We start from the raw sequence: 25,507 nt of genomic DNA, 5'->3' as shown, positions 1-25,507 counted from the left end.
GACCACGCAGCGGGATCACTCAGTCCCAGCAGGACGCCGACGAGCCGTCGACCACTGCTCCGACCAGTACCTCGACTCCGGTTCCGGCCCCGAAGTCGGGCGCGGGGGAGTATTCGTCCCCGGTCGGGAAGGTCACCGTCAGTGTCATCGCGCTGCCGTCGCCGCCTTTGCTGAAGCAGATCCCCCGGACTTCCGCGGGGACGCGCTGCGGCGCGGTGTCCTCCTCGAGCTTCCAGCCGTCGGCCGTTGCCGCCTCGGTGTAGTAGCCGAGGATCTCGGCCTTCGATTCCGAGGCCGAGTACAGTCGCTCGGCCGAGAGCCAGGCGTCGCCGCTGCTGTCGTCGTCGCATGCGGTCCCCACCTCGGTGTGGCCCGCCGGGGGAGTGGCCCGGGGCGGCTTCGCGTCGAGGATCGTCAGGGAAGCCATCTCCCTGAGCCGCGGCTCCGACCCCTCGCACGTGGCGTACGGGTCGACCAGGGAGCAGCCGGCCAGACCGGCGGCGAGCGCCGTGACGAGCGAGGCCGACAGGAGCAAGGCGGTCGAACGGCCGGTCCGGGCAGGCAGGTACACGATGCTCCAGTGGTTCGCGCCGAGAGGGGAAAGCCCGGCGCGGCCCCCACCTCTCCGCAGAGCATCGCAGCAGCCCGGCCCCGGCCGTCAGCCGGGTCCGCAGGTGTGCGGGCCGATGCGGGCTGCACTCAGGTGTCGAGCCCCCGCAGTCCCCACTCGTCGAGGCCGCCGTAGACGGTGGCGGTCTTGCATCGGGGTGCGTGCACCGCTTCGGCTTCGCCGCGGTGGACCCGTCGGGTTCGATGCCGTCTCGCGTGCAGCGGTACCCGGTGAGCCGTCACGTTGGTGCCCCCGCTTGAGTCTCCCGTAGGGGGAGACGGGAGGCTGGCGGCATGGACGGCGACAAGCTCTATTCCATCGGGGAGTTGTCCCGTCGAACCGGACTGACGGTGAAGACGATCCGGTTCTACTCCGACCTGGGCAACGTTCCGCCGACCGCCCGCAGCCCGGCGGGCCACCGGCTCTACGGTCCCCACGCGCTCGCCCGCCTCGACTTGGCCCGCACACTGCGTGAACTGGGGCTCGACCTGTCCACGGCGCGCAAGGTGCTGGACCGGGAGGCGTCTTTGCCGGAGGTCGCGCGAGCGCACGCCGACGCGTTGGACGTGCGGATCCGCACTGCCCGAACCACCCGAGGACCCCGCGCCCGAACAGGTCGACGCCTGGCTGGAACTGGCCGGACTCTGCCAGACCGAGGACTTCCGTGCCGCGATCCGACGGACGGCCGAGGAACAGGTGGAAGAGCTCTCCCGCCGGCATGCCGTCACGCTGTAAGGGGTCCTCGACCTGGCGATGCGCGAACGGATCGCCGAGGCCGTGTCGTCCGGCCTGCTTTCGGCCCCCGCCACGGACAGGTCCCCGGCCGACCTGCCGGCAGACCTCTACGCCCACGCGTTCGAGAGCGCCGGGGAGAGCGTCTGCGCCGCTGGCTGCTCGCCCGCCTGCGAACGGGCACGGATCCTCTCGTGGAGCGCTACTGGCGGCTCCTGGCGACCGTCAACGGATGGCCTCCGTCATCCGCGCTCGCACCCGTTCACGCCTGGTTCTCAAGGGCGGCGGCATGAGGACGCGCGACCTGACGTTCGGCTTGTACGCGGACGACGAGGGGCTGGCCTGGGTCGGAGTCCTCGTCGAGGACGTCGTGGGCCCCCGCAGCGCCCGGATCGTCGGCACGACCACGACCACGACACCGGTCGCCGACGCGGACGACTTCCTGGCACGGCAGTGGGCCGTGGAGCATCCCGGCCGCACCAGTGGTTCCCGGCGGTCGGTGACGCTGCGGCTGCGCGTGGTCTGCTCCCTGCGGACGCGAAGAGCCCTGCGGAAAGCGCTCATCGCCGCCCTGTGCCCGGAGGGAGCGGCCCCCCACACCTGCCGGGTGCCGTGGTCGGCCTACTGAGGCGGTCCGGCGGGCGGACCCGGAAGGGCAAGCAGCCAGTCGCGCAGATCAGGCGCCGGAGTTGTCGACGAACCCGACGATTTCGAGGAATTCGATTTCGGGCGGGACGCCATAGATCCCCGTCACCTTCTCGACGATCTCCTTCGTGAAGAAGGCGCGGGCCTTCTCCTCGTCATCCCACACGTAGTAGTTCCTTGCCCGAACGCCGTCTTCGTCGAGCATGAAGCTTTTGGAGCGCAGGCCGGCCATGCCTTCGAACGGCCCTCGGAGTTCGCCGGCAATCTTTGCAATCGTTGCGCGGTCGAACTTTTCGGTCTGCGTGAAAGTCACGAGCACGCCAATCATCGAGCCTCCTCATCGATGGGGTGAGCACGGTCGATCGAGTGGTGCTAGCGGCGGATCTTAATACACGAGGCCGGAAAATTCGGTCGTTGGGCCGCGAGTCGGAGGTCCGGTTCACGGTCGGCGCATACGAGTCATGGGTCCATCGAGCTTTGCGCACGTGAACACCAATTCAAACGGACGGTCGACATGGCTCATCGGCACCCGTGGCGCTGCCGGTCCGTGTCCGCCGGAGCACGCAGGGGCCGCAGGGGCTGAAGGGACTCAAAAATGCCTGCTGTGACCGCACCCGTACGCTGCTTCCCGTGAGCCGTCATACGCCTGCGCCGCCGCTGGACGTCGAGCGGTACTTCCCCGAAGTCGCCCCGCTCCGAAGGCAGACCGTACGTCTGCACCCGCGTGCGGGAAGTCCGACGTGGCGGGAGAGTTCCGTGGGAGGCCCGCTGCTGTGGCCCGCCGAGGAGGCCTGGCCCGCGTGTCCCGAGCACCACGCGTCGCCGATGGTGCCGGTCGTCCAGATCTACGCCGCGGATGCCCTGGGCCTCGTACCCTTCCCGCCCGGATGCGACCTGCTCCAGGTGCTCTGGTGCCCGCGGGACCACGACGGCCGATGGGTCGTTCCGGCGGTGCACTGGCGGGACGCCGAGGCGGTCGGGAACGTTCACGAGGCGCCGCCCGCGCCCGTACCGGTCGGATCCGGGCGTGTACCGAAGCCTTGCGTCGTCCATCCGGAGCTGGTCACCGAGTACCCGAGCTGGGACCTGCAGTACGGGCTCTGGGACACGTTGGAGCCGCGTTTCGAGCAGGTGGAGGCGGAGACCGGTTGGGACTACCAGTACCACTTGTCCACCGCGCCCGGGACCAAGCTGGGCGGGTACCCGGGCTGGTGCCAGGACCCGGACTGGCCGGACTGCTCCGGCTGCGGCAAGGCGATGGATCACCTGCTGACGGTGGAGAGCAGCGAGGCGGATTCCCTGTCCCGGCTGACCTGGACCCCCGTCGAGGACCGGGGCGCCGACTACGAAGGCGCCGACCTGAGGCTGGGCGACCTGGGCGGGGTCTACCTCTTCGAGTGCCGGACGTGCCCCGGCCGCCCGTACGCGGACCGCTTCGACTGCGCCTGAGCACGGCCGCCGTTCACCACCTGGCGGCGCTCATCGTGGCGGGGCCGGTCAATACGACTCCTGCTCCCATGGCTTTGCGGCCACCTCTTAGGCGCCGGCGTCCCCCTGCGGAAAGGCAATCGGTTGTTGGGCGCCGCCGCTTGTTGCGAATTCAATTGCTTGTTGAACTCCGGCCCGCCAGATGTCCCCGGTTGTCGTGACTATTGCTGCCAGACGGTCGTACTCGACCAAGGCATTCTCCATCCCGGCTGGCGTCCGCCTTCTGCGCGTTCGGACTCTCGGGTACCGCTCACGCCAGACTCGGATGGCCGCGATCGCATCCGCCGAGGTGAACCAGCAGGCCGCGCGCACCTGGCCCTCCAAGGTCACCGGCAAGCGGAGGCAGATCCGTTCGGGGAAATCCCGGTCGCGGGAGCCGGGCCAGCGACCGGGGAAACATGCAGGCTCCGGGTGCGGTGGCCACAGGCGGTTCCAGCCGCGGGCCTCGAGTTCCCGGCGTACGCCCAGGGTTGCGAGCCTGTCGAGCGTGTCCAGCAGGTCGCCGCGGGCGCGTATGTCCGCCAGGACTCGCAGTTTGACGGCCCGTACCTCGGCCGGCGTCTCCCGGCAGTCGGACCGTCCGGTGAGCCATCGGTCATCCGACATGAGGCGGATTCGGCGCTGCCGTTCCCTCGTCAGAAGATCACACAGAATTCGCCGAGTCCCGAACGGCAGGCATGCCGTCACTGGAACGGTGCCGACTTTTTCCATGAGCGCGATTATTCCCGAAGAACCTTGCAAGTTTCAGCCACTCAATTTGATGAATCCTGGGCGGCTTTGAAAAGGTGCGGCGCAGAAGAGGCGGGGGCAGTCTGACTATCGAGTCGGTCGAACCCCGACCGCACCACCTGCCACTCAGGCCACAAGAGGAGGCTGTTATGGGTGCTCAGGAAAACCCGACAGTACTGAACGAAAGACTCAGCATTCACACCGCTGCCGACGCGGCTGCACAGTGGAACGAACTGTCGTCCCGTCATCCGGAACTCTCCAAACTGCTGACGGGTGTCCAGGCTCGCCTGGGCCTCGCCGACTCCGCGGCGCTCGATGCCCTTTCCGGAGGGGTCGTCGGCTACAGCACGGAGACGATCCTGAGCGGCAACGTACCCGTGCCGGCGGAGCTCGCGGGTACGGAGAAGGGCACGGAGGTGAACAAGATCACCGCCACCATCGTCGCCAAGACCTATGAGGGCACCGGCAGTGAACAAGTGGCGGCCTGTGCCACCGTCCTGCGGGGCCACCCGAGTGGGGAGGAGATCGTCGACGCCTTCGTCCTCGTCGGGCAGAAGGGCTCGCTCGTCGACACCGCCGAGGAACTCGTAGCCGGCGAGGCCGGGACGCTGGTTCCCAGGGACGGCTGGTGGGACGCGCTCACGAGGTGCCTCGGAGGCTGTGGCTCCACGTGCCTCAGCGCGGCAATCGGCTGTCCCAAGCCGAGTTGGCAGATATTCCTCGTCTGCCTCGCCGGCCGCTGCGGGCTCTGCGTGGTCAAGTGCGCCGCCTGTGCGACGTGCGACTGCACTTGGTGGTGCCGGATCGGCGTCGGGTGCTGCAACCACTGACGAGGAGGTATCGGAGTGAACACCGTTCAATGGCTGCAGATCCCGACGCTCCCGCCGGAGGATGGAATCGGCTCACCCAGCCCCAAGTACGAGGTCGGCAGTGCGGTCGTCGTGTACGGCGAAGGCTCGGCGTACGTCGCACTGGCCGACGAGGCCCTGGCCGCGGCGCTCCTGGCACATGGAGACGTACAGCTCCTCACCGCCGAGCGCAGAGGGCGGATACAGCCTGTTCCGGGCCTTCCCATGACCTGGGAGCAGCTGGAGGCGCAGGTATCCGCTCTGGGTGCCGGGAGGCATCCGAGCCACCGATCGGTAGGGCTCGGCGACGTCGTGGCATCGATCACCCGGCGGGTGCGCATCCCCGAATGCGGCGGCTGCGCGCGGCGTCGCCGGGGGCTGAACCGCATCACGGTATGGGGCTGGTGGCGTGACCGCCCGGCCCAGGCCACCGGGTAGGTGAAGTTCCCTCGCACGGAGAGACCCCCGGCACTCACCGTGCCGGGGGTCTCTTGGCGAGTACCGGCGCCCCGCCTCCACGCCGCACGCCGCACGCCGCACCACGATCGCGGTGTCGAGGCCTCCCGTCGTCTCCGGTTCGTTCCGTCGGGGCGTGCGCGTCCGGCAAAAGTAGGGGCGGCGGTACTTCTGCCGGTGGAACTGCCTGGGCGGGGGAGACCCGGAATGGTCTTCTGAAGTCACAGCAGCGGGGCGCCTCCCCGGGCACACGCCCCTGGCGGACCGTCACCGGGAACGGGGCGGCCGGCGGGTGCGGCCGTGCCGGGAGGGCCGCTGCCGCCGCTCGACGGACCGTCGCACGTACTGCCGTGCAGAAGAAGAGGAGGAGGAACTCGTGGAGAAGGCCAACCACCTCGCCTACTGCCGGGCGGACGTGCAGTTCTACGATCACCCGCCCGCGTCCCGTGCGGGCTCGCCTTTCCCGGCCACCGGGCGTCCCGCGCCCGCCGGATGGAGTCGGGTCCAGGCCGGGAACTGGGTGTACCTGAGCCCTGACGGTGCCCGGCTCCCCGAGCAGGGCTGGAAGGTGCACGTCTCGGTCACGGCCCGCGACGCGGCCGAGGTCATCGACAAGGTGTGGGACTACTGCGTCTCCCGCTCCGTGACGTTCAAGTTCCTGCCGGACCCGCGCGTGCACCAGTCCACCAACAGCAAGTACGCGCCCCGCGGTGGCAGCGGCAAGCTGATCACCGTCTACCCGGTCGACGCGGCCGCCCTGAGGACGGTGCTCGACGAGCTGGACGCCCTCCTCGGCACCTACCGCGGCCCGTACATCCTCAGCGACCTGCGGTGGCGGCAGGGCCCCTTGTACGTACGCTACGGGGGCTTCGCCCGCCGTGAGTGCCTGTCCGAGACCGGTGAGCGCACTCCCGCCGTCGTACGACCCGACGGGGTGCTGGTCCCCGACGAGCGCACGCCGGCCTTCAGGGTTCCCGCCTGGGCCCCGGTGCCCGATTTCGTCGCCGAGCAGATGAATGCCGGCGGTGGCGGCGAGGACGAGCCGGTCCTTCCGTACAGCATCGAGAAGGCCCTGCACTACTCCAACGGCGGCGGCATCTACCTGGCCACCGACAACGCCACGGGACGCCGCGTCGTCCTGCGGGAGGCCCGCCCCATGGCGGGCCTGGACGGAGCGGGCGACGATGCGGTGGTCCGGCTGGACAGGGAAGCGGCGACACTGCGCCGTCTGTCGCATCTGGACTGCGTTCCCGCGTTGCTGAACACGTTCACGGCCTGGGAACACCGTTTCCTGGTGCAGGAGTACATCGAGGGCCAAACGCTCCAGCAGTTCGTGGCCACTTCGAACCCGCTGACCATGCCGGGCCGCGACGCGAGGCGGCGCCGGGAGTACATGGACACCGTGCTGGACGTCCTGGACCAGCTCGAAGACATCCTCGAGGCCGTCCACGCCACCGGTACGGTCTTCGGCGACCTGAGCCCCGGCAACGTGATGCTCCGCCCCGACGGGCGAGTCGCACTCATCGACTTCGAGATCGCCTACCGGCCCGGGACCCAGGACCCGGAGCCCAGCATCGCCACTCCCGGCTTCGTCGCCCCGCACGCCACCGGTTTCGACCGGGACCGCTACGCGCTGGACAGTCTGCGCCTGGCCCTGCTGCTGCCGTTGACCACGATGCTGGACCTCGATCCGGCCCGCGCCGGACAGCTCGTCGAGGCCGCGGCAGGACTCTTCCCGCTTCCGGCCGCGTGGAGCGAGCGCGTACGCCGCTCCCTGACCCCTCCCGGTGTCACCGCCCGCTCCGCACGCAAGGAGGCGGTGCTCTTCGCCGCCGCCGCGGACGACCCGGCCTCGCCGTCGGCCCGCGAGCTGACGCGGGCCCTGGCCGCCGCCATCGAGGCCAGCGCCACCCCCGAGCGCACCGACCGGCTCTTCCCCGGCGAGCCGACCGCCCTGTACGACGGCGGCTACACCCTCGCCCACGGCGCCTCGGGCGTCCTCTACGCGTTGACCGCCGCCGGACATCGGACCGACCCCGAACACCACGAGTGGCTGTGGCAGGCCACCCACCGTGACGTACAGCACCGTCCGGGTCTGTACGACGGGCTGCACGGAGCCGCCCACACCCTGAGCCTCCTGGACCGCCGCGACCAGGCCGTCGACGTCCTCGACCGGGCCACGGCCCTCACCACCGGGGCGACTCCGTCCGGACTGTACGAGGGGCTGGCCGGCATCGGACTCAACCTGCGTCATCTCGCGCGGGCCCTGGACATGCCCGGACTGCAGACCCGTGCGCTGGAGACGGGCGAGCGGCTCGCCGCGCGGCTTGCCGGAGCAGGGCGAGTGCCCGCGGGCCGCGTCGGGCTCATGCACGGCTGGAGCGGACCGGCCGTGTTCTTCCTCGGCCTCTACGAGGACACGAAGGAGAGCCGGTATCTGGACCTGGCGCGCCAAGCCATCCGCCTCGACCTGGAGAAGTTCCACGGCGCCGCCGCGGCGAAGAACCCGGCCGGACCGCCGCCGACCCTCGGGTCGGGGAGCGCGGGCATCGCCGTGGCCCTGGCCGGCTACCTCCGCCACCGTCCCGGGGATGCCCTCACCGACACCCTCGCGGCTCTGCACACGGCTCTGGACCTGGACTTCACCGCGTACAGCGGCCTCGTCGCCGGCCGGGCGGGCCTGGCCGCCACCCTCGCCCACAACGGCGCCACCGAGCGCCGTCCGCAGCTGGCCGACGCCCTCACCGGCCACATCCGTGACCTCGCCTGGCACGCACTGCCCTACGCGGGCGGCATCGCCACCATCGGCGCCCAGAACATGCGCCTGTCCATGGACCTGGCCACCGGTACGGCGGGCGTCCTCCACGCCCTGCACACGGTCGCCGGCCGCCTGCCCGTGCTGCCCCTGATCCCCCGCCCCTGCGAAAGGGAGGAACGACTGTGAAGGCAAGCACCACCCCGCCGCGGTACGCCGACGAGAGGGGCCTGCGAAGACGACGCACCACGGCCCGGGGCAAGTGGCCATAGCCCTACGGCGCGGTGCCGTCCCGGACGGCCGCCGTTTTCCGCTCGTACTCGTACATCACCACGCTCGAAGGAGAATTCCCATGAACACGATCCTCGACCTCCAGGTCCTCACCCCCCAGTCCGAGTCGGAGGAGCTCGACGGCGCCATCGGCCAGAGCAGCACCATCTGGTACTGCAAGACCGGCGTCAAGTAAGCGTCAGGTTCCGCTGTCGCCGGGCCGCTCCGCCCCCTGAGCAGCCCGGCTGACCGGCGGGGGCGAAGCCCCGCACGCATCCACACGGACGCGACAGGCGCCGCGCACGGGACCCCCTCTCCCGCGCGCGGCGGACGGCCGGGCCCGGACATCCACGACGGATGTCCGGGCCCGGCTTCAGTCCGTCGCCGCCCGCCAACTCCCCGGAAGAGGGGCCCAACAGTGCGTTTCACCGGCAAAAGCCGTCTCGTGCATACTCTTCTGGCAGAGGTACGGCGTTCCTGCGGGGGCGCACTGACCAGGGGACATCCAGACATGGACACCGGTACACCGGCCACCGCCGGCCGCTTCGGCGCGCTGTTGCACAGGCTGCGGACGGGGGCCGGACTGAGCCAGGAGGAGCTGGCGCACGCCGCGGGGGTGAGCGTGCGGGCGCTGTCGTACATGGAGCGCGGACACACCCGCGGTCCGCAGCGCCGCTCCGTGCAGGCGCTGGCCGCCGCCCTGGGCCTGGACGCGGCCGACACCCGAAGGCTGGAGCGGGCCGCGAGCCTGGGCCGCCCCCGCCCGGCCCCGGTGCCGGACACCGCGCCGCCCGCCGCCGTACCGGACGCCGCAGCCGTACCCGACGCCGTCGCACCGGTGGGCACACCCGATCTGCTGCCGCGCGCACCGCGCGGCTTCCACGGACGGGCGGCCGAACTCGCCGCCCTGTCCCGGGCCACCGCGGGCGAGGCGCCCGTCTGCCTGGTCGTCGGACCCGCCGGGGTCGGGAAGACGGCCCTCGTCCTGCGATGGGCCCACCACAGCCGTGACGAATTCCCCGACGGGCGCCTCTACGCCGACCTCCGCGGCTTCGGCGACACGGGCGAGCCGGCCCTCATGGAGGTGCTGCGCGATTTCCTGCCGGCACTCGGTGTGCCGCACCACCGGATCCCGGAGTCGGCCAACGGCGCGGCCGCGCTGTTCCGGTCGCTCGCCGCGGACCGCCGGCTCCTGGTGGTGCTCGACAACGCGCGCGACTCCGAGCAGGTCAGGCCGCTCCTGCCGGGCGGCCGCCGCTGCGTCACCGTCGTCACCAGCAGAAACCGGCTGCCCGGGCTGATCGTCACCGACACCGCCCGGCCCGTCGCCGTGGACGTCCTCGCACCGCAGGACGGCACGATGCTCCTCGCCACGGTGCTCGGTGCGCAACGGGTGCGCGCGGAACCGGCGGCCGCGCGACAGCTGGCCGAACTGTGCGGCGGCCTGCCCCTCGCGCTGCGGGTGGCGGCCGCCCGGCTGGCGGGGCGGCCCACCTGGTCACTGGGCGCGATGGCCGCCGAACTGTCCGACGAGACGCGCCGGCTGAGCCTGCTGGACGTGGAGGACACCGGCGTACGAGCGGCCCTGCGCGTGACGCTGCAACAGCTCCCGCCGCACGTCTCCCGCCAGTTCGCCCATCTCGGCCGCCACCCCGGCACGCACGTCGACCGGTACTCCGCCGCAGCCCTTGCGGACACCGACCCGGCAGCCGCCGAGAGCTCCCTGGAACGGCTGGCCGTCGCCCACCTCGTCATCGAGACGACGCCCGGCCGATGGACCATGCACGACCTCGTACGGCTCTACGCACGCAGCCTGGACACCGGGCCCCACGCACTCACACGCGTGCTCGACCACTACATCGCCACGGCCCTCGCGGCCGTGGCGGCGGCCGAGCCCGGCAACGAGGACTGCTTCCCCCTCCCCGCGGACTTCCTCCCGCCCGCCGCCGTGCGGGAGTTCGACGACCGGTCCGCCGCCGTGGCCTGGTACGCGGCCGAAAGGGAGGACCTCACCCAGGCGGTCGCCGCGGCGCACGCCGCCGGACTGCACGCCAGGACCTGGCGGATCGCCTTGACCCTGTGGCCGCTGATCGTGTGGCGCGTACGGGACGGCTGGGTCCCGCTCCTGCAGACCGCTCTCGAGGCGGCCCGCGCCGACGCCGACCAGCACGGCGAGTCACGGGTGCTGAACGTCCTCGGCTGGGTGCTGATCGAGGAAGGCCGCATCGCCGAGGCCCTCACCCACCTGGAGGCCGCCTCCGCGCTCGCCTCCCGGAAAGGCGACGGGGCGGCCGAGGCGAACGCCCTGATCGTCCTCGCCATGGCACGAGCCGCCCTCGGCGGCCCGGACGAAGCCGCCAAGACATGCGAGCGGGCCGTGGAGCTGGCACGCGGGGCCGGCGACCGGACCATCGAGAGACTGGCCATGCAGCACCTCGCCCGCCACTGGGCCGACGCCGGGAAATGGCGCCAGGCCCTCGACACGGCGACCGAGGCCCTGGCCTTCGACGACCGACCGGGCACGGCCGACGTACCCCGGATCCTGCTGCTCATGGTGAGCGGAGAGGCCCTGCTCGGGCTCGGGCACGAGACCGAGGGCATCGGACAACTCGACCTGGCGGCCCGCGAGGCGGAGACCTCCGGCTACGAGGACGGCGCGGTACGAGCGCTCGGCGCACTGCTGCGCGTCTCGCCGGACGCGGAACTCCGGGCACGGTACGACGCGGCAGTCGCCCGCCTGACGAAACCCGCATGACCCCTCCGACCCACACCACGCCCTGGGGGAGCATCCACGGCTGAGCTGCGGCGGAGGGGCGAGTATCGGGCGGGCCGTGTGATTATTGGCAGCCCGGTCGCAGTTGCCCGATCCGTCGTGGTGCGTCACGGCCCGACCAGCCGTCTCACAGCCCCCGTCGTCATGAGGGCGAGCGGAGGCTGCCGGGGCGGATACGGGGATGGGGAGTGGCATGCACACGGACCGATTGCGCTTCGCCGTGCTGGGCGCGATACGCGCCCACCGCGGTGACACGGAGATCCGGCTGGGGCCGCCGCAGCAGCGGGCACTGCTGGCGGCGCTGCTGGTACGGGGCGGGCTCACGGTCTCGCTGGCGCAGCTGATCGACGCCGTCTGGGGCGAGACGCCGCCGAACAAGGCTGTGACGACCGTCCGCACCTACGCCTGGCAGCTGCGCCGGCTGCTCGAACCGGACCCAGCCGAGCCCGTCGTCCTGGTGTCGGCGGGCAGCGGCTACCGCCTCATGGTGTCCGCCGACGCGCTGGATGCCTGGCAGGCCGAGTCCCTCGTCGGCCGGGCGGCCGAAGCCCGGCGGGAAGGGCGTCCGGACGAGGCCGCGGCACTGCTCGACGAGGCACTGGCGCTCTGGCAGGGCGAACCCCTGACGGGCGTGCCCGGCCGCTTCGCCGAGTCTCAGCGCCACCGGCTGGAGGAGCTGCGGCTCGCGGCCGTCGAGGAGCGGTACGACCTGGACGTGCTGCTGGGCAAGCACGCGCGGGCCATCCCCGGACTGGCCGAGATCACCGTCGCCCATCCGCTGAGGGAACGTCCGCGCGCCGTCCTCATGCGGGCGCTCTACGCGGCGGGCAGGCAGGCCGAGGCCCTCGCGCTGTTCGCCGAATTCCGGCGGCTCCTCGCGGACGAGCAGGGCATCGATCCCGGACCCGAGCTTTCCGCGGTCCACCAGCGGATCCTGGCCGCGGATCCCGCGCTGGTCACCGCGACCACGGCCGACGACCGGCCGCGGGAGGAGGCCGGCGGGCGACTCCCCGGTGCCCCGGCCGTCGCGGAGTCGGCACGGCTGCCGATTCCCGCGCAGCTGCCCGCGGACATCCCCGACTTCACCGGACGCGCCCGGCAACGGGCCGCGCTGTGCGCCCTGCTGACCGACGCCGGGCGCACCGCGCCCGTCGCGCTGGCGGTGACCGGGATGGGCGGCACCGGGAAGACCACGCTCGCGCTGCACGTCGCACACCGGGTCCGGGCGCACTACCCCGACGGACAGCTCCATGCCGACCTGCACGGCAGCGGCCCCGGATCCCCCGAGCCGGATCAGGTCCTCGCGGAGTTCCTCACCGCGCTGGGCATCCCGGCCCGTTCCATCCCGGACGGGCTCCAGGAGCGCAGCCGCCTGCTGCGCTCGGCCCTGGACGGGCGCAGGGTGCTGATGGTGCTGGACAACGCGCGTGACGCGGCTCAGGTACGTCATCTCCTGCCCGGCTCGGCCGGGTGCGCAGTGATCGTGACGAGCCGCTCGCTGCTGGTCGGACTGCCGCTGACCTGCCAGGTCACGGTGGACGCCTTCCAACCTGAGGAGTCGCTCGGCCTCCTGGAAAACGTTGTCGGAAGCGGGCGGCTGGCCGCCGAGCAGTCGAGCGCGCTGGACCTGGTGTCGGCCTGTGGCCATCTTCCGCTCGCCATCCGGATCGTGGCGACCAGGCTGGCCTCCCGCCCCGGCTGGACCCTCGCCGACCTGGCCGCCCGGCTCGCCGACGAGCAGGCGCGGATCAAGGAGTTGCGGGTGGGCGGCCTGGCGATCGACGCCGCCTTCGAGGTGAGCTGCCGTCAGCTGATACCGGACCAGGCGGCGGCGTTCGGCATGCTCGCCGTCGCCGGGCCGGCCGGGATCGGCCTCGCGGCCGCCGCGGCGGTGCTGGACACCGACCTCGCGGACGCGGAGACGCTCGCGGAGTCGCTGGTGGACGCCGTGCTGCTGGAGTCACCGGCGCCCGGGCGCTACCGCTACCACGACCTGGTACGGGTCTTCGCCCTGCAGCGACTGGACCACCGGGAGGCCGACGCCGCCCTCGCCAGACTGCTCGGCTTCCTGCTGGCCACCGCGCGCAACGCCTTCGCGCTCGCGGTGCCGGGCGATCCGGTGGGCGACGCGCTCGGCGCGGCCGACGGCCCGACGGGCCTGGAGTTCGCCGACGTCGAGGCCGCCCGCGTCTGGGTCGGCCGGGAATTCGACGCCGTCATCGCCGCCGTGCAGTGTGCCGTGGAACGTCCCGGAGACGGACACGTACACGGACACGTACACGGAGACGGACAGGAACACGGGGACGACCGGCTGTGCACCGCCGCCAATCTCCTGCTGGCGGTCAGCCCGTTCGGCCAGCCCGCGACGAGCGGCTCGGCATCGGTCGCGCGCACGCTCGCGGCGGCCGCGGAGCGCAGCGGAGACCTGGCGGCAGCCGCGCGGGCCCGGCTGATGTGCAGCAGCACCGCCCTGCAGACCGCGCGCCCCGCCGAAGCCGAGGAACACGCCCGCCTGGCCGTCGCCGCGAGCCGGAGCATCGGCGACACCATCATCCTGCGGCAGGCGCTCAACGACCTCGGCCTCGCCGTGCAGTTCCAGCGCCGCTTCGACGAGGCGGTCACCTGCTACGACGAGGCCATCACGCTCGCCCGGCGCCTCGGGCACCGTTCCGGTGAGGCCGCCACGACCATCAACGCGGCCCTGGCCCGGGTACGCAGCGGCCGGGCCGCGGAGGCGGCGGCGATCTGCGAGTCGGCGCTGGCCACGTCCCGGGAGCTGGCCGACCGGGAGGGCGAGGCCTACGCCCTCTACGTCTGGGGGCTGGCCCTGCACGAGCAGCGGCGCTACGCGGAGGCCGTCTCCCGCTACACGGCCTGCCTGGACGTCTGCCGCACGGCAGGCCTGCGGCAGCGTGAGGCGCACGCCTGGTACCGGCTCGCCGACAGCCTGTGCCAGGTAGGGCGGCACGCCGAGGCCGCCCGGCACGCCGCGGACGCGGTCGAGCGGTGCGAGGAACTCGGGGCGCTGCGCGACAAGGCACACGCCCTGACGGTCCTCGGCCGGGCCGGGATCGGACTCGGCCGTACCGACGCCGCGCGCGCCCACCTGGAGCAGGCCCGGTCCCTGTTCATCGCCCTCCAGCTGCCCGACGCGGCCGATGTCGGCTGGATCCTCGACACCCTGGAAGCCCGCGTGCCGCTCGGTTGAGCGGCACGCGGGCGGCATACGGGCGGCAAGGTCACGAGGTTCACGCAGTAACGCAGTAACGCAGTAACGCAGTCACGCAGTCACGCGGTCGTGCCCGTCACCGCTCCGTGCAGACCTTGCAGTCCGAACCGGTGCTGTTCCAGTCCGGATCCCCCGAGGCCGCCACGGTCCGTTCGTCCTGACGTACGTGGGACCCGGCGGGTGCGCCGGCGGCCAGGACGCCCGCGGCCGTACCGGTGAGCGTCGCGAAGGCGGCCGCCACCGCGGCGGTCCTGGCCAGCCGGAGCACCGAGTTGCTGCTGAAGATCACGTGCGTACCTTTCCACGGGCGTACCCGGCACGTGCGGGCCGAGGAAACGCCGGCCGCCGGGTACGTCTTGTTCCGGGGAACATCCTGCTCGACGACGATCTACAAGCGATCTAAGCGCAGGTCACGGGGGGTGCCAGCGCTCCGCGGCCCGATTTCTCGGGGTGGCCCGGCGCACGGCGACGGGCCGCGGCCGAATCCGCTGTAGATCGGCTGTCGATCTCCCACGCCTAGCTTCGTTGTCGTCCGGACCGGGCGGCCATCGCCTCAGCCCGCCGGATCCGTGAACCACACGACGGAGACGACGGAGGAGCGAATTTGAGCGCGATGCGCAGCACGGACGTCCCACGGCCGTTCAACACCCACATGCACCGTGTGGTGGAACCCGTCGCGGCACTGCCGGCCGGCTCCCGTGTGCTCGACGCCGGCTGCGGAAGCGGTTCGGTCGCCCGCTGGCTGGCCGAGCACGCGGGGCACCACGTCCTCGGGATCGACGTCGAGCTGGCCGCGGACGCCGCGACCGACGGTGTCGAACCGCTGCCCGGCGGCGGATCGGTCGAGCTGCGCCGAGCGGACCTGCTCTCGCTCGCTCGGGACCGGCCGTTCGACGCGGTCCTGCTGCTCGGAGTGCTGCACTACGCCGGCGGACCCGACACGGTCCGCCGCATGCTGCTGGCCGCCGACGCCCTCACCGCCCCCGGTGGGCCGCTGGCCGTGAGCTGGATCTGCGACGAGGTCCCGCTGACCTACGAAGAGGCGTACCTGCCGAGCCGCACCCTGGTCGGCGACGCGCTGGCCGGGCTGGGCCGCGGCCCCCGCGAGGTCTGGCACCGCGATCTGACCCATGCGCACGGCGGGAGCCCCGAGCACGAACACCGCATCGTGTACGGCGTCTGGCAGCGCGGCTGACGCGGCCGCCTTCCGCCCGTCCGCTCCGTTCTCCGGCCCCGCGGCCCACCGCCCCGGCCCCGGCCCCGGCCCACAGACTCCCACCGCGACCGGCGGTGGGTGAACCGTCCGGACAACCCGTCCGGGCGTCCCGATCGAAAGGGGAATTCCCATGTCCGAGACCCTGGTGGAGCGCGCTCCGCAGACCGTCGTGCGCGCCGCGCTGATCCAGAACGGCAACGACCCGAAGTACTACAGCCAGGACGGCGTCGCCCTGGTGGAGCGTGCCCCGGAGAGCGTCGTGCGCGCCGCGCTGATCCAGAACGGCAACGACCCGAAGTACTACAGCCAGGACGGCATCGGTCGCTGACCCGCCCGGGCCGTGCCGCCGTGCCCGCACTGGCGCGGCGGCACGGCCCGCCCCTGGACCCATCGCACACGAGGAGTGCTCCACCACCGTGACCATCGAAGCGCCGACGGGCGCATCACAGACCTACGCACCGCATCCGCAACTGCTGGTGTACCCCCTGGCGTTCTCCGGTGACGAGCGCGTCATGGTGGCCGAGACCAGCTCCGCGAGGGCTCCCCTCGTACTGCGTGACCCGCGCGTCGCACACGCCATCAGCCTGCTCCCGGACAGCGGCACCCGCGAGGTGATCACCGGGCTCTGGCGGGCCGAGGAGAACCTGGCCCCGATCGCCGACGAGCTGTGGGCGACCCTGGTCGCCGAGGACGTGCTGGTCCCCGCGGCACAGTCCGCCGCCGCCGACGCATGGCGGGCCTACGACTGGGACGAGGCGTACCGGTTCCACGCCTCCACCCGCGACTACCCCTTCCTGCAGATGGACACCGAGGGTGCCTTCGACGCGGACGACGCGCGCATGGAGGAGTACATCGCCGTCAGCGCGCCGCCGCCGATCACCATGGACATGCCCGCCGCCGGCTCCGTGCCGCTGCGCAAGGTGGGCGAGGACGAGTCCGCCGACGCCCTGCTCGCCGCGATGTCCCCGCAGCAGCGGCGCGGCCCCGAAGGGCTGTCGCTGCTGATGGACGTCTGCTTCGGCGAGCGCACCCGGCGTCCGTTCGCGGTCCAGGGCGAGTTCCTGCGCAAGGCGGTGCCTTCCGGCGGCGCCCGCCACCCCACCGAGGCGTTCGTGGCGCTCTTCCCGGGCAGCGGGGTGGAACCGGGTGTGTACCACTACAACGTGGCGCACCACCGGCTCGATCTGCTGCGGGCCGGGGACCACTCGGCCGACTTCCGCGAGGCGAGCTTCGACCTCTTCGACAAGTTCCACTCCGAGCCGTTCGGGCTGATCGTCTTCTCCTCGTTGGTGGAACGGGCCATGTGGCGCTACCGCGACGCCCGGTCGGCCCGCGCGCCGTTCATCGACGTCGGCCACACGCTGATGGCGTACCGCACCGTGATCCAGCGGCTCGGCGTCGGCGGCTACACGTACCAGAAGTTCAGTGACGAACGCATCGCCTCGCTGCTCGGCATCAACGTCGAACGGATGACACCCCTCTTCCTCGGGACCCTCGTATGAGCACGCCTCAGACCACGGACACCACGGCCCCGGCTCCGGCCCGGCTCGTCTCCTCCCCCTTCTTCTTCGCGCACGAGCGCCGCGGCGACCAGCTCAGCGCGCTCGGTCTCGCGGCCCGCGAACGGCTGCGGACCGTGGGTGCCCGCGCCTGGGAGCTCCTCTACTTCCACCTCGAAGCGCGCACCGGGTCCGAGGCGGCGGCCGCCGGATTCGGCCCGGCCGAACGGGAACAGGCACTGGCGGCAGGCCTGCTGGTCGACGCGGACGCCACCGCCACCGAGGACATGTTCCGCTGGGAGGAGCACCGCTGGTCGCGCGCCGCCTATCTGCTCTACTCCCAGCAGGACCTGCCCTACGTGGAGCCCGTCGGCCGCGGTGAGAAGCTGACCGCGCTGTCCGACTTCCGGCGCGGCCAGATCGCCGGGTTCCAGTCGGCCCGGGGATATCCGGAGCGCTTCCGGATCGACCCCGTCCACGAGATCGCGCTGCCGACACCGCAGGAGCCGATCACCTACAGCCTGGACTCCATGCTCGGGCGCCGCAGCGTCCGCAAGTTCGCGGACGGGCCCGTCACCGCCGAGACGCTCGGTGCCGTGCTGTACCACGCGACGGCCAACGTCCGGATGGCCGAGGAGTCCAAGGCCTCCGGCGACCCGTACTTCCTGCTCAACTCCTTCTACACCTGGCTGCACGTCTATGTGGTGGTGCAGGGCGTCGAGGGTGTGCCGCGCGGGGTGTACCAGTACGACGCCGTCCGCAACACCCTGCTGGCCACGGGCGGGGAGCCGACCGACGAGGAGGTCGCGGCCACCATCCAGGGGCAGAACTGGATCGGCGGCGGCGGCGTCAGCCTCTTCGTCACCGTGCAGTGGGACCGCTACCAGTGGCTGTACCGCCACTCGCGCGCCTACCTCAACCTTCTCATCCAGATGGGCGAGTTCGCGCAGGAGGTGTTGCAGGCGGCGTACCAGCTCGGGCTCGCGGGATGGCTGACGCCGGCCATCGCAGAGAGCCGCGCCGCCTCGCTGCTGGGCCTGGACGCCGTCGCGAGCGACGCCGACGCCATGTACTACCTGAAGCTGGGGTACACCAAGTGAGGGGGGCGGACGAGGGGACCACCGGCGTCCGCCTGTGGCCGGCCGAGGGCGCCGAGCGGCCGGGCGAGCCGGCCCGCGCCGTGCGGTTCGCCTCCGGCGGATCCTCCGGCACGCTGCTGCACCGGGTACAGGAACTCACCGGCGGCAAGGCGCGGCTGATCCGGGACGTCACCATCGGCATGCCGGGCGACACCGACATCGAACTCGTCGCCGAGCACGGCGATTTCTGGTTCCACACCGATGCGGCGTTCCTGCCCGTGCCGCCCCGCTGGATGGCCATAGCCGTCCTGGAGGCGGACGGTGGCGGCGGGCTCGACCTGCTGCCCGTCGAGCACATCGACCCGGAACCGCTCGCCGCGCGGGCTTCCTATCTGACCGTCGAGGGCGTTCAGGTCGCACCGATCCTCGAACAGTTGCCCGACGGGCAGGGTCCGCTGCTGCGCTACCGGCGCGACCGCATGATCGCGGTCGACGACACCGCCGCTGTCGAGGCGGCCCACCGCGCCGTCGAGGCGGCGGCCGACCAGGTCGTCACGGTCGGCGAGCTGGCGCCGGGCGAGGTGCTGCTGGTCGACAACTGGACGATGCTGCACCGCCGCCGGCCGTTCAACGGCCGCAGGGTGATCCGCAGGCTCTGGTTCGACGCCATCGCCTGACGCCCGTACCGGCCACCCGCCGTACCCCGTGGCCGGTCCCGACCCCCACCCCCCCCGAGGGGCCTCGCGGCGGGAGGACCGGAGCCTTCCCGTCCTCCCGCCGCATCGGCGTTCCGCCCGATGTCTTCTTGTCCTTTCCCTCCCTGGAGAGCCCATGGACTCACGCCCTGCCGAGGCCTCACGGACCACCGGTGCCCTCTCCCCGCTGCGCCTGCGCGGCTTCCGTCACCTCGCCATGGGCCAGTTGGTCTCCAGCCTCGGCAACGCCATGTACAAGGTGGCCCAGTCGTGGCTGCTCGCCGCGTCGGCGGGCGGCAACGGCTCCCTGGTCGGGCTGCTCGCCGCGTTCCAGCTCGGGCCCCTGCTGCTGTTCGGCGGCCGCGGCGGCCGGATCGCCGACCAGTACCGGCGGCGCCGGCTGCTGATCGCCACCCAGAGCACGCACGCGGCACTGTCCGCGATGTTCGCCGTGGTGGTCTTCCTCGGCCCGGTGCGGGTCTGGGAGATCTACCTGCTCACCTTCGCGGCGGGCCTGGTGACCGTGGTCGACAATCCCGCGCGGCAGCGCTTCCTGACCGACCTGGTGGGCGAGACCCGGCTGTCGCGCGCGCTCGGCCTGTACACCGCACTGCTCAACACCGGTCAGATCCTGGGCCCGCTGGTGGCCGGACTCATCGTCGGCTGGGCGCACGTCGGCTGGATCTTCGTATTGGACGCGGCGACCTTCGCCTGTATGACCGCGGTGCTGCTCACCCTGCCCGACCCGGCCACGGACGACACCGCGACGGCGGCCGGCGCGGGCAGGGGCGGGGGCCTCCGGGACGCCCTGGCCGAGGCGGGACGCGTGCCCCGGCTGGCGGCCGTCGTCCTCGCGTCGGGCGTGGTCGGCTCGATCGGCGTGCAGTTCACGCTGACCAACACCCTGATGGCGACGCGCGCCTTCGGGCTCACGGCGACCGGGTTCGCCTCCCTGGCCATGGCCGTGACGGTCGGCTGCCTGCTGGGCGCCCTGGTCGCGGGCCGCGCCGCGAGTCCGTCCCCGGTCACCGTCCTCGCGGCGGCCGCAGCCACCGGGCTGACCGGCGCCGTATGCGGCCTCGCACCGAACTATCCGGTCTTCCTGGTGCTCCTGGTGCCCGCCGGATTCGCCTCGATGCTGTTCACGACCTGCTCCGCCGTGCTGTTGCAACTGTCCGCAGCCCCCGGACTGCGGGGCCGTGTGATCGCGTTGCAGACCACGGTGTTCTACGGCAGCGGACTGGTCGGGGCACTCCTGCTCGGCGTGTGCGCCGACCGGTTCGGGCCACGGGCGGTACTGGTCGGCGCCGGGGTGGCGACGATGGCCGCCTGCGCGGCCATCGGAGCGCGCTACCGCATCCGGCCGGGCACGGAGCAGCGGTAGCCGAGCCGGCCGCTCCTCGGCCCTGCGGGGATGCCTGCCGGGGGCAGCGGGCGCCGTACTGGTAGTCTCCGCAGGTTGCGCCCCGGACGAACGCATCCGGCAGGCGGCCCCCGTTCCGGCGACTTGACGCGAGGCCGCTGCTCCGCAGCGCATCCGGCCGCCGGCCCCTGGCCGTTGGCCGCGTTCGGCCCCCTGATCGAGGAGCTCCACCCCGCATGTCCATACCACCGCACCCGCAGTCGTCCCCTGGGCCGTACCCGCAGCCCGGACCGTACGGACAGCCGGGGCAGTACGGAGTTCCGCAGGGCTGGTACCCGCCGGCGGAGCCGCAGAAGACCAACGTACTGGCCATCGTCGCGCTCATCATGTCGCTCGTCTGCGCGATTCCGCTGGTCCCCCTGGTCCTCGGGATCGTCGCCCTGTCCCAGATCCGCCATCGGGGTGAGAAGGGCAAAGGCCTGGCCGTCGCGGCCATCGCCGTCCACGGCGCGACGATCGCGTTCTACGCGGTCTTCGTGATCCTCGGGCTCACCGGATCACTGGACGACGGTCCCGCGCCGGAGCGCGACACCAGTGGCCAGGTCACCGGCTCGGGCTCCGGCCAGGTGAACGACATCCGCACGGGTGACTGCTTCAACATGGACGACGATCTGGCGGGAGTCCAGGACAAGGACGGCGGCCAGGCCCGCCGCTCGGTGCGCATCGTGCCCTGCGACCAGCCCCACAAGGGGGAGGCGTACGCCGTCTTCCACCTGGAGGACGGGACGTACCCGGGCACGGCGAAGGTCGTCTCGATCGCCGAGGAGAAGTGCGGCGGTTCGAAGCTGGCCGACTACGTGGGCAAGGACGCGGAGCCTTCGGAGAAGGTGGACGTGTACTACTACTATCCCCAGCTCTCCTCCTGGACGCTCGGCGACCGCGAAGTCACCTGCTTCCTGGCCGACAGCACCGGCCCGAGCACCGGCTCGCTCCGCGCCACCGGTTCCTGAACACCGGCACCGCCGACGCTTCGCCCCGGCCGTCCGACCGGCACAGTGCCTCCGGCGCCGCCCCCACGCGCCGGAGGCCCGCGCTCCGGCTCGATTCGAGCCATCGGAGCCGGCCCTCACCGGATTTGGCGCAATACCGTCAATCGGCAGGTAGCTCCACGTGAGTCGAGGGCTGCGTTCGGCTGTTCGTCGTCCGGGCGTCGAATTGACGTTTTCCTCCGGTCGATCAGAGATGTAGCGTCCCTCGGGCTCCCCATTCTCTGGCGTGGGGATAACCGTCTGCAACGAGGGGTGGGTATGCAGATCAAAAGAGCAGCCGCAATGGCACTGGGGGCAGTGGCCCTGTTGGGCAGTTCGCCGGCGATGGCGTACGACATCAACTCCTACAAGGACGGCGCGGTCCACGCATACTCGTACGGGACGAACACCCGCGTCGCGGTGAGCGACACCAAGCAGGACGGTCACCCGGTCTATGTGAATTACAAGCGCGAGACCGGCACCGAGCTGTACACGCTGTGGAACAAGAGCGGGAACGGAACGACCATCACGAGTGCCTCCGCCGGCGCGATCTACGTCATCCAGGCGTGTGTGTCCATAGATGGCTGGCCCGACAGCTGCGACTCCAAACGCGAGTGAGTCCGTACAACGGATCACACGGGAAGAGTGCGGGACTGAAGACGGACTGAAGGCCTGTTCACAGGCCTGTTCTCAAGATCGGATCCACTTCACTGCATAGGGGGAGCGTGTGAGGTACAGGAAGACGGCAGCGAGGAGCGCTGTTCTGCTCGGGGTGGCGGCAATTCTCGGAAGTTCGCCCGCGATGGCCATCGACATCCACTCGTACAAGGACGACGCGGTTCACGCCTACTCGTACGGGACGAACACTCGAGCCGCGGTGGCCGACACGAAGCAGGACGGCCACTCGGTTTATGTCCAGTACGGCCGCCAGGCCGAGTCCGGGCGGTACACGCTCCACAACAAGAGCGGTCTGGGTACGACCGCGACCAGCGGTGCCGGCTCGGCGGTCTGGTACCTGGCGGGGTGCATTTCCCTGTCGTGGGAGCCGGACCGGTGTGACATCGACCGTATCGGCTGATCACGGCACGGATGTCGAGTGGGGTTACCGGTCCCGGTAACCCCACGTCCCTTTCAGTGAGCGAGGGAAACGTGGGAAAGCACGCCGGGCCGGAGACGGTGCGAGGATCCGCGGCGCTGGAGCTCGGGTCGCTGCGGTACGCCATCGGTGGCCGCACGCTGTTCGACGGCCTCGATCTGCGGCTGCCGGTGGGGGAGTCCGTCGCCGTGATGGGCCCCAGCGGCAGCGGGAAGAGCACGCTGATCTCCTGTGCCCTGGGCCTGGTGACGCCCCAGGGGCTGGTGAGGGTGGCGGGCACCGACATCACGCGGATGCGGCGGCGGGAGCTCGCGCGCCACCGCGGCGCCCACACGGGGGTCGTGTTCCAGTTCGGCGAGCTGCTGCCGGAACTCACGCCGGTCGAGAACGTGGCACTGGCGGGCCTCCTCGCCGGCGCCTCGCGCAATGACGCCTACGAGGACGCGCAGAAGCTGCTCGCCGAACTGGGCGTGCCCGGAGCGGAACGCTCGACCGGAACCCTCTCGGGCGGTGAGCGCCAGCGCACCGCGGTGGCCCGTGCGCTGATCAACAAGCCGGCGCTGCTGCTCGCGGACGAGCCGACGGGGGCCCTGGACGACGCGAACCGCAACAGCGTCGCCGACATGCTGTTCCAGGTCCCGCGCACATGGGAGTGCGGCCTGCTGGTCGTCACCCACGACGAGCAGGTGGCGGCCCGGGCCGATCGCGTACTGCATCTCGTTGAAGGCCGGCTGCGGACGCGGAGCACCTCGTGATCCGGACAACGCGCGCAGCCCGCGCGGTGCACGCGCGCCGCGCACCCCTGTGGTGGCAGTTGCTCCGGGTCGGGGCTGCCGCGGGCCGCGAGGCGTCGGCCGGGCGGGCCCGGTTCGTCGCGCTCGCCTGCGCCACCCTGGCCGTAGGGCTGGTGATCTCGGCGCTCACCCTGATCTTCGCCGCGTACGAGGGACGCGACCTGCGCGACGCCGCCCGGTCACCGCTCCACGCCTCGGGCGAGACGGGCAGGCCGGATGCGCCGCTGCTGTACCGGCCCACGTTCGACGTGGTCGACAACCTGCAGTTCCAGGTCGTGTACCTGCTGCCCCTGCGCGACGACGCGCCGCTGCCGCCCGGGGTGTCGGCGTGGCCGCAGCCGGGTCAAGCGGTCCTCTCACCGGCATTGATCGCCGCGGGGCGGGACGAGGGCATCGCCACCCGGTACGGCGCCGTGGCCAGCACGATCGGGGAGCAGGGGCTGGCCAGCCCGGGGGAGCGGTTCGCGTACGTCCGCCCGCCCGCGGACCTCGACGACACCGCCAGGATGTGGCCCGTCACCGGCTTCGGTGCTCCGTCTCCTTCCGGTATCGGCGAGGGACTGTTCGTCAAACCCCTGTACCTGCTGATCGGCATGGCGGTCTTCATGGGCGCGATTCCGGCGGCCGCGCTGTCGGTGTCCGCCGCGCGGGCCGGATCGGACGCCCGCGACCAGCGCACGGCACTCCTCGGCGCCCTCGGCGGCGGCCGGCGGGCCCGGGCCCTCGTCAACACGGGCGAGGCGGCGCTCCCGGTGGCGGTCGGGGCCTGCGCGGGCGTGGCGGTGAGCCTGTGGATCCTCTCCGGCGACACCCGACTCCCTTGGGTGGGTTACACCCTCGCCGTGGCCGATGCGCGCCGGTGGGCCTGGGCCATGACGGCCGCGCCACTGCTCGCCGCCGCTCTCGTCCTGCTGGGCGTCGTCCTCACCCATCCTCCGCAGGACCGGCGCGGGGGCGTGCGGCCCCGTCTCCTGCGCAGCCGCCTGCCGCGGTGGTGGCCGTACCTCTGCCCGTTCATGGTGTTCATCGCGGTGCGGGGGCCCGGACTGGCCCCGAATCCGCCCGCGCGCCTGCTGATCTACGTGGTCGGGGTGGGCGGCACGATCCTCACGCTGCCCTCGCTGATCGGCCTCGCGGCGGTGGCCGGCGGGCACGGCCTGGCCGCCCTGGGCCGCCGTACGGGCCGCTCCGGCGCCCTCGTCTCGGGACGCTGGGCGGCGGCCTGGCCCGGCGCGACGGTGCGGCTCACCGCCGGGGTCGTCATCGCCTTCGTCCTCGTGGGACAGACGCAGTTGTGGGTGACCCGCAACACCGGCCCGGCGGTGCAGGCACGGCAGACGGTCGAACGCGTAGGGACCAGCACGGTCCTGGTGGAGCTACGGGACGACAAGCCGGTACCGCCCGCATTCCTCGGGGAACTCCCCACAGGCGTGCAGGCCTTGAGATTGGGCGTCGACCACGCGAAGGGGACCGCCGAACTGGGCGGCCCCTGCGAAGCGCTGCAACGGCTCGCCCTTCCCTGCACTGCGGACCGCCCCACGGCGGTCGAGTCGCGGAACGCGGACGTACGGGTCAAAGAGCTCTACAGCTGGGACACGCCGGGCCAGGGCCTCTTCGCCCGGCAGACGGAGACCCCGAAGGGTTCCGTCATCGTGCTCGTGGGCCGGCCGGGGCAGCAGATCTCCGTACCCGCGGTGAAGGAGGCCGCGAACCGGCACCTCGGCATGGGCGTACCGGTCGAGACGATCGCCGGCTCATGGCTGACCGCGGCGAACCTGGACGACCGCCAAGGGCTGTGGGTGCTGCTGTTCGGCGCGTTCGCCGTCATCGTGATCGCAGTGTCCATCGTGGTCTCGAACCTTGCCGAATTCGTCCGCTTCAGCCGCCAGATCACTGCGCTGAGCGTGCTCTCGGGCAACCGGACCATCTACCTCAGCACCGCGTTCTTCACCCTGTTCCTCCCGCTCGCGGCCGCGTCCCTGATCGGCCTGGCCACCCACTACTGGCTGGCCACACCCATGACGGCCGGTTCCTACGCGGACGGCGCGACCCACTCCTGGCCCGTACTGGCCCTCGTACTCGCCACCACCCTCGCGATGGCGCTGCTCGTATGGCTCTGGGGCGCTTACGGCGCGGCCCGCCTGACACACCGCTGGCGCCCGACAGCCGACTGACCGTTGAACGGGCCTCTCGGAGACCTGG

The 25,507-nt window shown here is 71.8% G+C and carries 22 protein-coding genes; 19 read left to right on the top strand and 3 right to left on the bottom strand.

The window, feature by feature from the left end; genetic code table 11:
- Nucleotides 1–19: 19 nt before the first annotated feature.
- The gene (locus tag ACFY1T_RS22025) at nucleotides 20–571 is read right to left on the bottom strand and encodes a hypothetical protein (protein WP_390789634.1); all 552 of its coding nucleotides are present in this window, start codon (nucleotides 569–571) and stop codon (nucleotides 20–22) included.
- 332 nt (nucleotides 572–903) lie between these two features.
- Between ACFY1T_RS22025 and ACFY1T_RS22020 the strand changes: the two genes are divergently transcribed.
- Together ACFY1T_RS22020 and ACFY1T_RS22015 are read left to right on the top strand one after the other, a co-directional pair.
- Nucleotides 904–1,635, top strand: coding sequence for a MerR family transcriptional regulator (locus ACFY1T_RS22020; RefSeq protein ID WP_390789633.1), 732 nt, complete (start codon nucleotides 904–906; stop codon nucleotides 1,633–1,635).
- Complete coding sequence (locus ACFY1T_RS22015; protein ID WP_390789632.1) at nucleotides 1,632–1,970, top strand: hypothetical protein; 339 nt, start codon at nucleotides 1,632–1,634, stop codon at nucleotides 1,968–1,970. The genes ACFY1T_RS22020 and ACFY1T_RS22015 overlap by 4 nt, the downstream gene beginning before the upstream one ends.
- A 48-nt stretch (nucleotides 1,971–2,018) precedes the next feature.
- On the opposite strand, the gene ACFY1T_RS22010 is transcribed toward ACFY1T_RS22015, so the two are convergent.
- Nucleotides 2,019–2,315: a hypothetical protein gene (locus ACFY1T_RS22010; protein ID WP_390789631.1), complete on the bottom strand. Its 297-nt coding sequence runs from the start codon at nucleotides 2,313–2,315 to the stop codon at nucleotides 2,019–2,021.
- A 428-nt stretch (nucleotides 2,316–2,743) separates the two neighbouring features.
- Here ACFY1T_RS22010 and ACFY1T_RS22005 point away from each other — a divergent pair, with 428 nt between their 5' ends.
- From ACFY1T_RS22005 to ACFY1T_RS21980, 6 genes are all read left to right on the top strand, one after another.
- Complete coding sequence (locus ACFY1T_RS22005; RefSeq protein WP_390789630.1) at nucleotides 2,744–3,436, top strand: DUF1963 domain-containing protein; 693 nt, start codon at nucleotides 2,744–2,746, stop codon at nucleotides 3,434–3,436.
- 917 nt (nucleotides 3,437–4,353) lie between these two features.
- Nucleotides 4,354–5,034: a hypothetical protein gene (locus ACFY1T_RS22000; RefSeq protein WP_390789629.1), complete on the top strand. Its 681-nt coding sequence runs from the start codon at nucleotides 4,354–4,356 to the stop codon at nucleotides 5,032–5,034.
- A gap of 15 nt (nucleotides 5,035–5,049) precedes the next feature.
- Nucleotides 5,050–5,490, top strand: coding sequence for a hypothetical protein (locus ACFY1T_RS21995; protein ID WP_390789628.1), 441 nt, complete (start codon nucleotides 5,050–5,052; stop codon nucleotides 5,488–5,490).
- Nucleotides 5,491–5,884: 394 nt separating this feature from the next.
- Nucleotides 5,885–8,452 (top strand): class III lanthionine synthetase LanKC, encoded by a 2,568-nt coding sequence (gene lanKC, locus ACFY1T_RS21990; protein WP_390789627.1) that lies wholly within the window; start codon nucleotides 5,885–5,887, stop codon nucleotides 8,450–8,452.
- A gap of 592 nt (nucleotides 8,453–9,044) precedes the next feature.
- Nucleotides 9,045–11,288: a helix-turn-helix domain-containing protein gene (locus tag ACFY1T_RS21985; RefSeq protein ID WP_390789626.1), complete on the top strand. Its 2,244-nt coding sequence runs from the start codon at nucleotides 9,045–9,047 to the stop codon at nucleotides 11,286–11,288.
- Between the two features lie 211 nt (nucleotides 11,289–11,499).
- Nucleotides 11,500–14,514, top strand: coding sequence for a BTAD domain-containing putative transcriptional regulator (locus tag ACFY1T_RS21980; protein WP_390789625.1), 3,015 nt, complete (start codon nucleotides 11,500–11,502; stop codon nucleotides 14,512–14,514).
- 97 nt (nucleotides 14,515–14,611) lie between these two features.
- Here ACFY1T_RS21980 and ACFY1T_RS21975 read toward each other — a convergent pair whose 3' ends face one another.
- Nucleotides 14,612–14,824, bottom strand: a complete 213-nt coding sequence (locus ACFY1T_RS21975) for a hypothetical protein (protein WP_390789624.1) — start codon at nucleotides 14,822–14,824, stop codon at nucleotides 14,612–14,614.
- 324 nt (nucleotides 14,825–15,148) lie between these two features.
- Between ACFY1T_RS21975 and ACFY1T_RS21970 the strand changes: the two genes are divergently transcribed.
- The 11 genes from ACFY1T_RS21970 (at nucleotide 15,149) to ACFY1T_RS21920 (ending at nucleotide 25,479) form a co-directional block, all read left to right on the top strand.
- On the top strand, nucleotides 15,149–15,730 hold the full coding sequence (locus ACFY1T_RS21970; RefSeq protein WP_390789623.1) for a class I SAM-dependent methyltransferase: 582 nt from the start codon (nucleotides 15,149–15,151) through the stop codon (nucleotides 15,728–15,730).
- Nucleotides 15,731–15,881: 151 nt separating this feature from the next.
- Nucleotides 15,882–16,079 carry a hypothetical protein gene (locus tag ACFY1T_RS21965; RefSeq protein WP_390789622.1) on the top strand — a complete coding sequence of 66 codons (198 nt, stop codon included), beginning with the start codon at nucleotides 15,882–15,884 and terminating at the stop codon, nucleotides 16,077–16,079.
- A gap of 88 nt (nucleotides 16,080–16,167) precedes the next feature.
- A complete protein-coding gene (locus tag ACFY1T_RS21960; protein WP_390789621.1) occupies nucleotides 16,168–17,253 on the top strand; it encodes a SagB/ThcOx family dehydrogenase in 1,086 nt (361 codons plus the stop codon).
- Nucleotides 17,250–18,350, top strand: coding sequence for a SagB/ThcOx family dehydrogenase (locus tag ACFY1T_RS21955; RefSeq protein WP_390789620.1), 1,101 nt, complete (start codon nucleotides 17,250–17,252; stop codon nucleotides 18,348–18,350). The genes ACFY1T_RS21960 and ACFY1T_RS21955 overlap by 4 nt, the downstream gene beginning before the upstream one ends.
- A complete protein-coding gene (locus tag ACFY1T_RS21950; protein WP_390789619.1) occupies nucleotides 18,347–19,006 on the top strand; it encodes a TauD/TfdA family dioxygenase in 660 nt (219 codons plus the stop codon). The genes ACFY1T_RS21955 and ACFY1T_RS21950 overlap by 4 nt, the downstream gene beginning before the upstream one ends.
- A 154-nt stretch (nucleotides 19,007–19,160) precedes the next feature.
- Nucleotides 19,161–20,408 (top strand): MFS transporter, encoded by a 1,248-nt coding sequence (locus tag ACFY1T_RS21945; protein ID WP_390789618.1) that lies wholly within the window; start codon nucleotides 19,161–19,163, stop codon nucleotides 20,406–20,408.
- 215 nt (nucleotides 20,409–20,623) lie between these two features.
- Entirely contained in the window at nucleotides 20,624–21,397 is a 774-nt protein-coding gene (locus tag ACFY1T_RS21940) for a DUF4190 domain-containing protein (RefSeq protein ID WP_390789617.1), read from the top strand.
- 321 nt (nucleotides 21,398–21,718) lie between these two features.
- The gene (locus ACFY1T_RS21935; RefSeq protein ID WP_390789616.1) at nucleotides 21,719–22,033 is read left to right on the top strand and encodes a hypothetical protein; all 315 of its coding nucleotides are present in this window, start codon (nucleotides 21,719–21,721) and stop codon (nucleotides 22,031–22,033) included.
- A 184-nt stretch (nucleotides 22,034–22,217) separates the two neighbouring features.
- The gene (locus ACFY1T_RS21930) at nucleotides 22,218–22,493 is read left to right on the top strand and encodes a hypothetical protein (protein WP_390789615.1); all 276 of its coding nucleotides are present in this window, start codon (nucleotides 22,218–22,220) and stop codon (nucleotides 22,491–22,493) included.
- A 71-nt stretch (nucleotides 22,494–22,564) separates the two neighbouring features.
- Complete coding sequence (locus tag ACFY1T_RS21925; RefSeq protein WP_390789614.1) at nucleotides 22,565–23,266, top strand: ABC transporter ATP-binding protein; 702 nt, start codon at nucleotides 22,565–22,567, stop codon at nucleotides 23,264–23,266.
- The gene (locus ACFY1T_RS21920) at nucleotides 23,263–25,479 is read left to right on the top strand and encodes a hypothetical protein (protein ID WP_390789613.1); all 2,217 of its coding nucleotides are present in this window, start codon (nucleotides 23,263–23,265) and stop codon (nucleotides 25,477–25,479) included. Before ACFY1T_RS21925 ends, ACFY1T_RS21920 begins: the two co-directional genes overlap by 4 nt.
- Nucleotides 25,480–25,507 lie beyond the last annotated feature (28 nt).

It is taken from the genome of Streptomyces sp. NPDC001194 (assembly GCF_042896985.1).
GTDB lineage: Bacteria > Actinomycetota > Actinomycetes > Streptomycetales > Streptomycetaceae > Streptomyces.
The sequence above is the reverse complement of the archived record's forward strand: the minus strand, read 5'-3'. Positions and strand labels throughout refer to the sequence as shown.

Bases quoted from the DNA above. Each gene is read 5' to 3' on its own strand.
- ACFY1T_RS22020 (WP_390789633.1), top strand. From the start codon at position 904: ATGGACGGCGACAAGCTCTATTCCATCGGGGAGTTGTCCCGTCGAACC.
- ACFY1T_RS22015 (WP_390789632.1), top strand. From the start codon at position 1,632: ATGAGGACGCGCGACCTGACGTTCGGCTTGTACGCGGACGACGAGGGG.
- ACFY1T_RS22010 (WP_390789631.1), bottom strand. From the start codon at position 2,315: ATGATTGGCGTGCTCGTGACTTTCACGCAGACCGAAAAGTTCGACCGC.
- ACFY1T_RS22000 (WP_390789629.1), top strand. From the start codon at position 4,354: ATGGGTGCTCAGGAAAACCCGACAGTACTGAACGAAAGACTCAGCATT.
- ACFY1T_RS21985 (WP_390789626.1), top strand. From the start codon at position 9,045: ATGGACACCGGTACACCGGCCACCGCCGGCCGCTTCGGCGCGCTGTTG.
- ACFY1T_RS21980 (WP_390789625.1), top strand. From the start codon at position 11,500: ATGCACACGGACCGATTGCGCTTCGCCGTGCTGGGCGCGATACGCGCC.
- ACFY1T_RS21970 (WP_390789623.1), top strand. From the start codon at position 15,149: ATGCGCAGCACGGACGTCCCACGGCCGTTCAACACCCACATGCACCGT.
- ACFY1T_RS21965 (WP_390789622.1), top strand. From the start codon at position 15,882: ATGTCCGAGACCCTGGTGGAGCGCGCTCCGCAGACCGTCGTGCGCGCC.
- ACFY1T_RS21955 (WP_390789620.1), top strand. From the start codon at position 17,250: ATGAGCACGCCTCAGACCACGGACACCACGGCCCCGGCTCCGGCCCGG.
- ACFY1T_RS21945 (WP_390789618.1), top strand. From the start codon at position 19,161: ATGGACTCACGCCCTGCCGAGGCCTCACGGACCACCGGTGCCCTCTCC.
- ACFY1T_RS21940 (WP_390789617.1), top strand. From the start codon at position 20,624: ATGTCCATACCACCGCACCCGCAGTCGTCCCCTGGGCCGTACCCGCAG.
- ACFY1T_RS21935 (WP_390789616.1), top strand. From the start codon at position 21,719: ATGGCACTGGGGGCAGTGGCCCTGTTGGGCAGTTCGCCGGCGATGGCG.
- ACFY1T_RS21930 (WP_390789615.1), top strand. From the start codon at position 22,218: ATGGCCATCGACATCCACTCGTACAAGGACGACGCGGTTCACGCCTAC.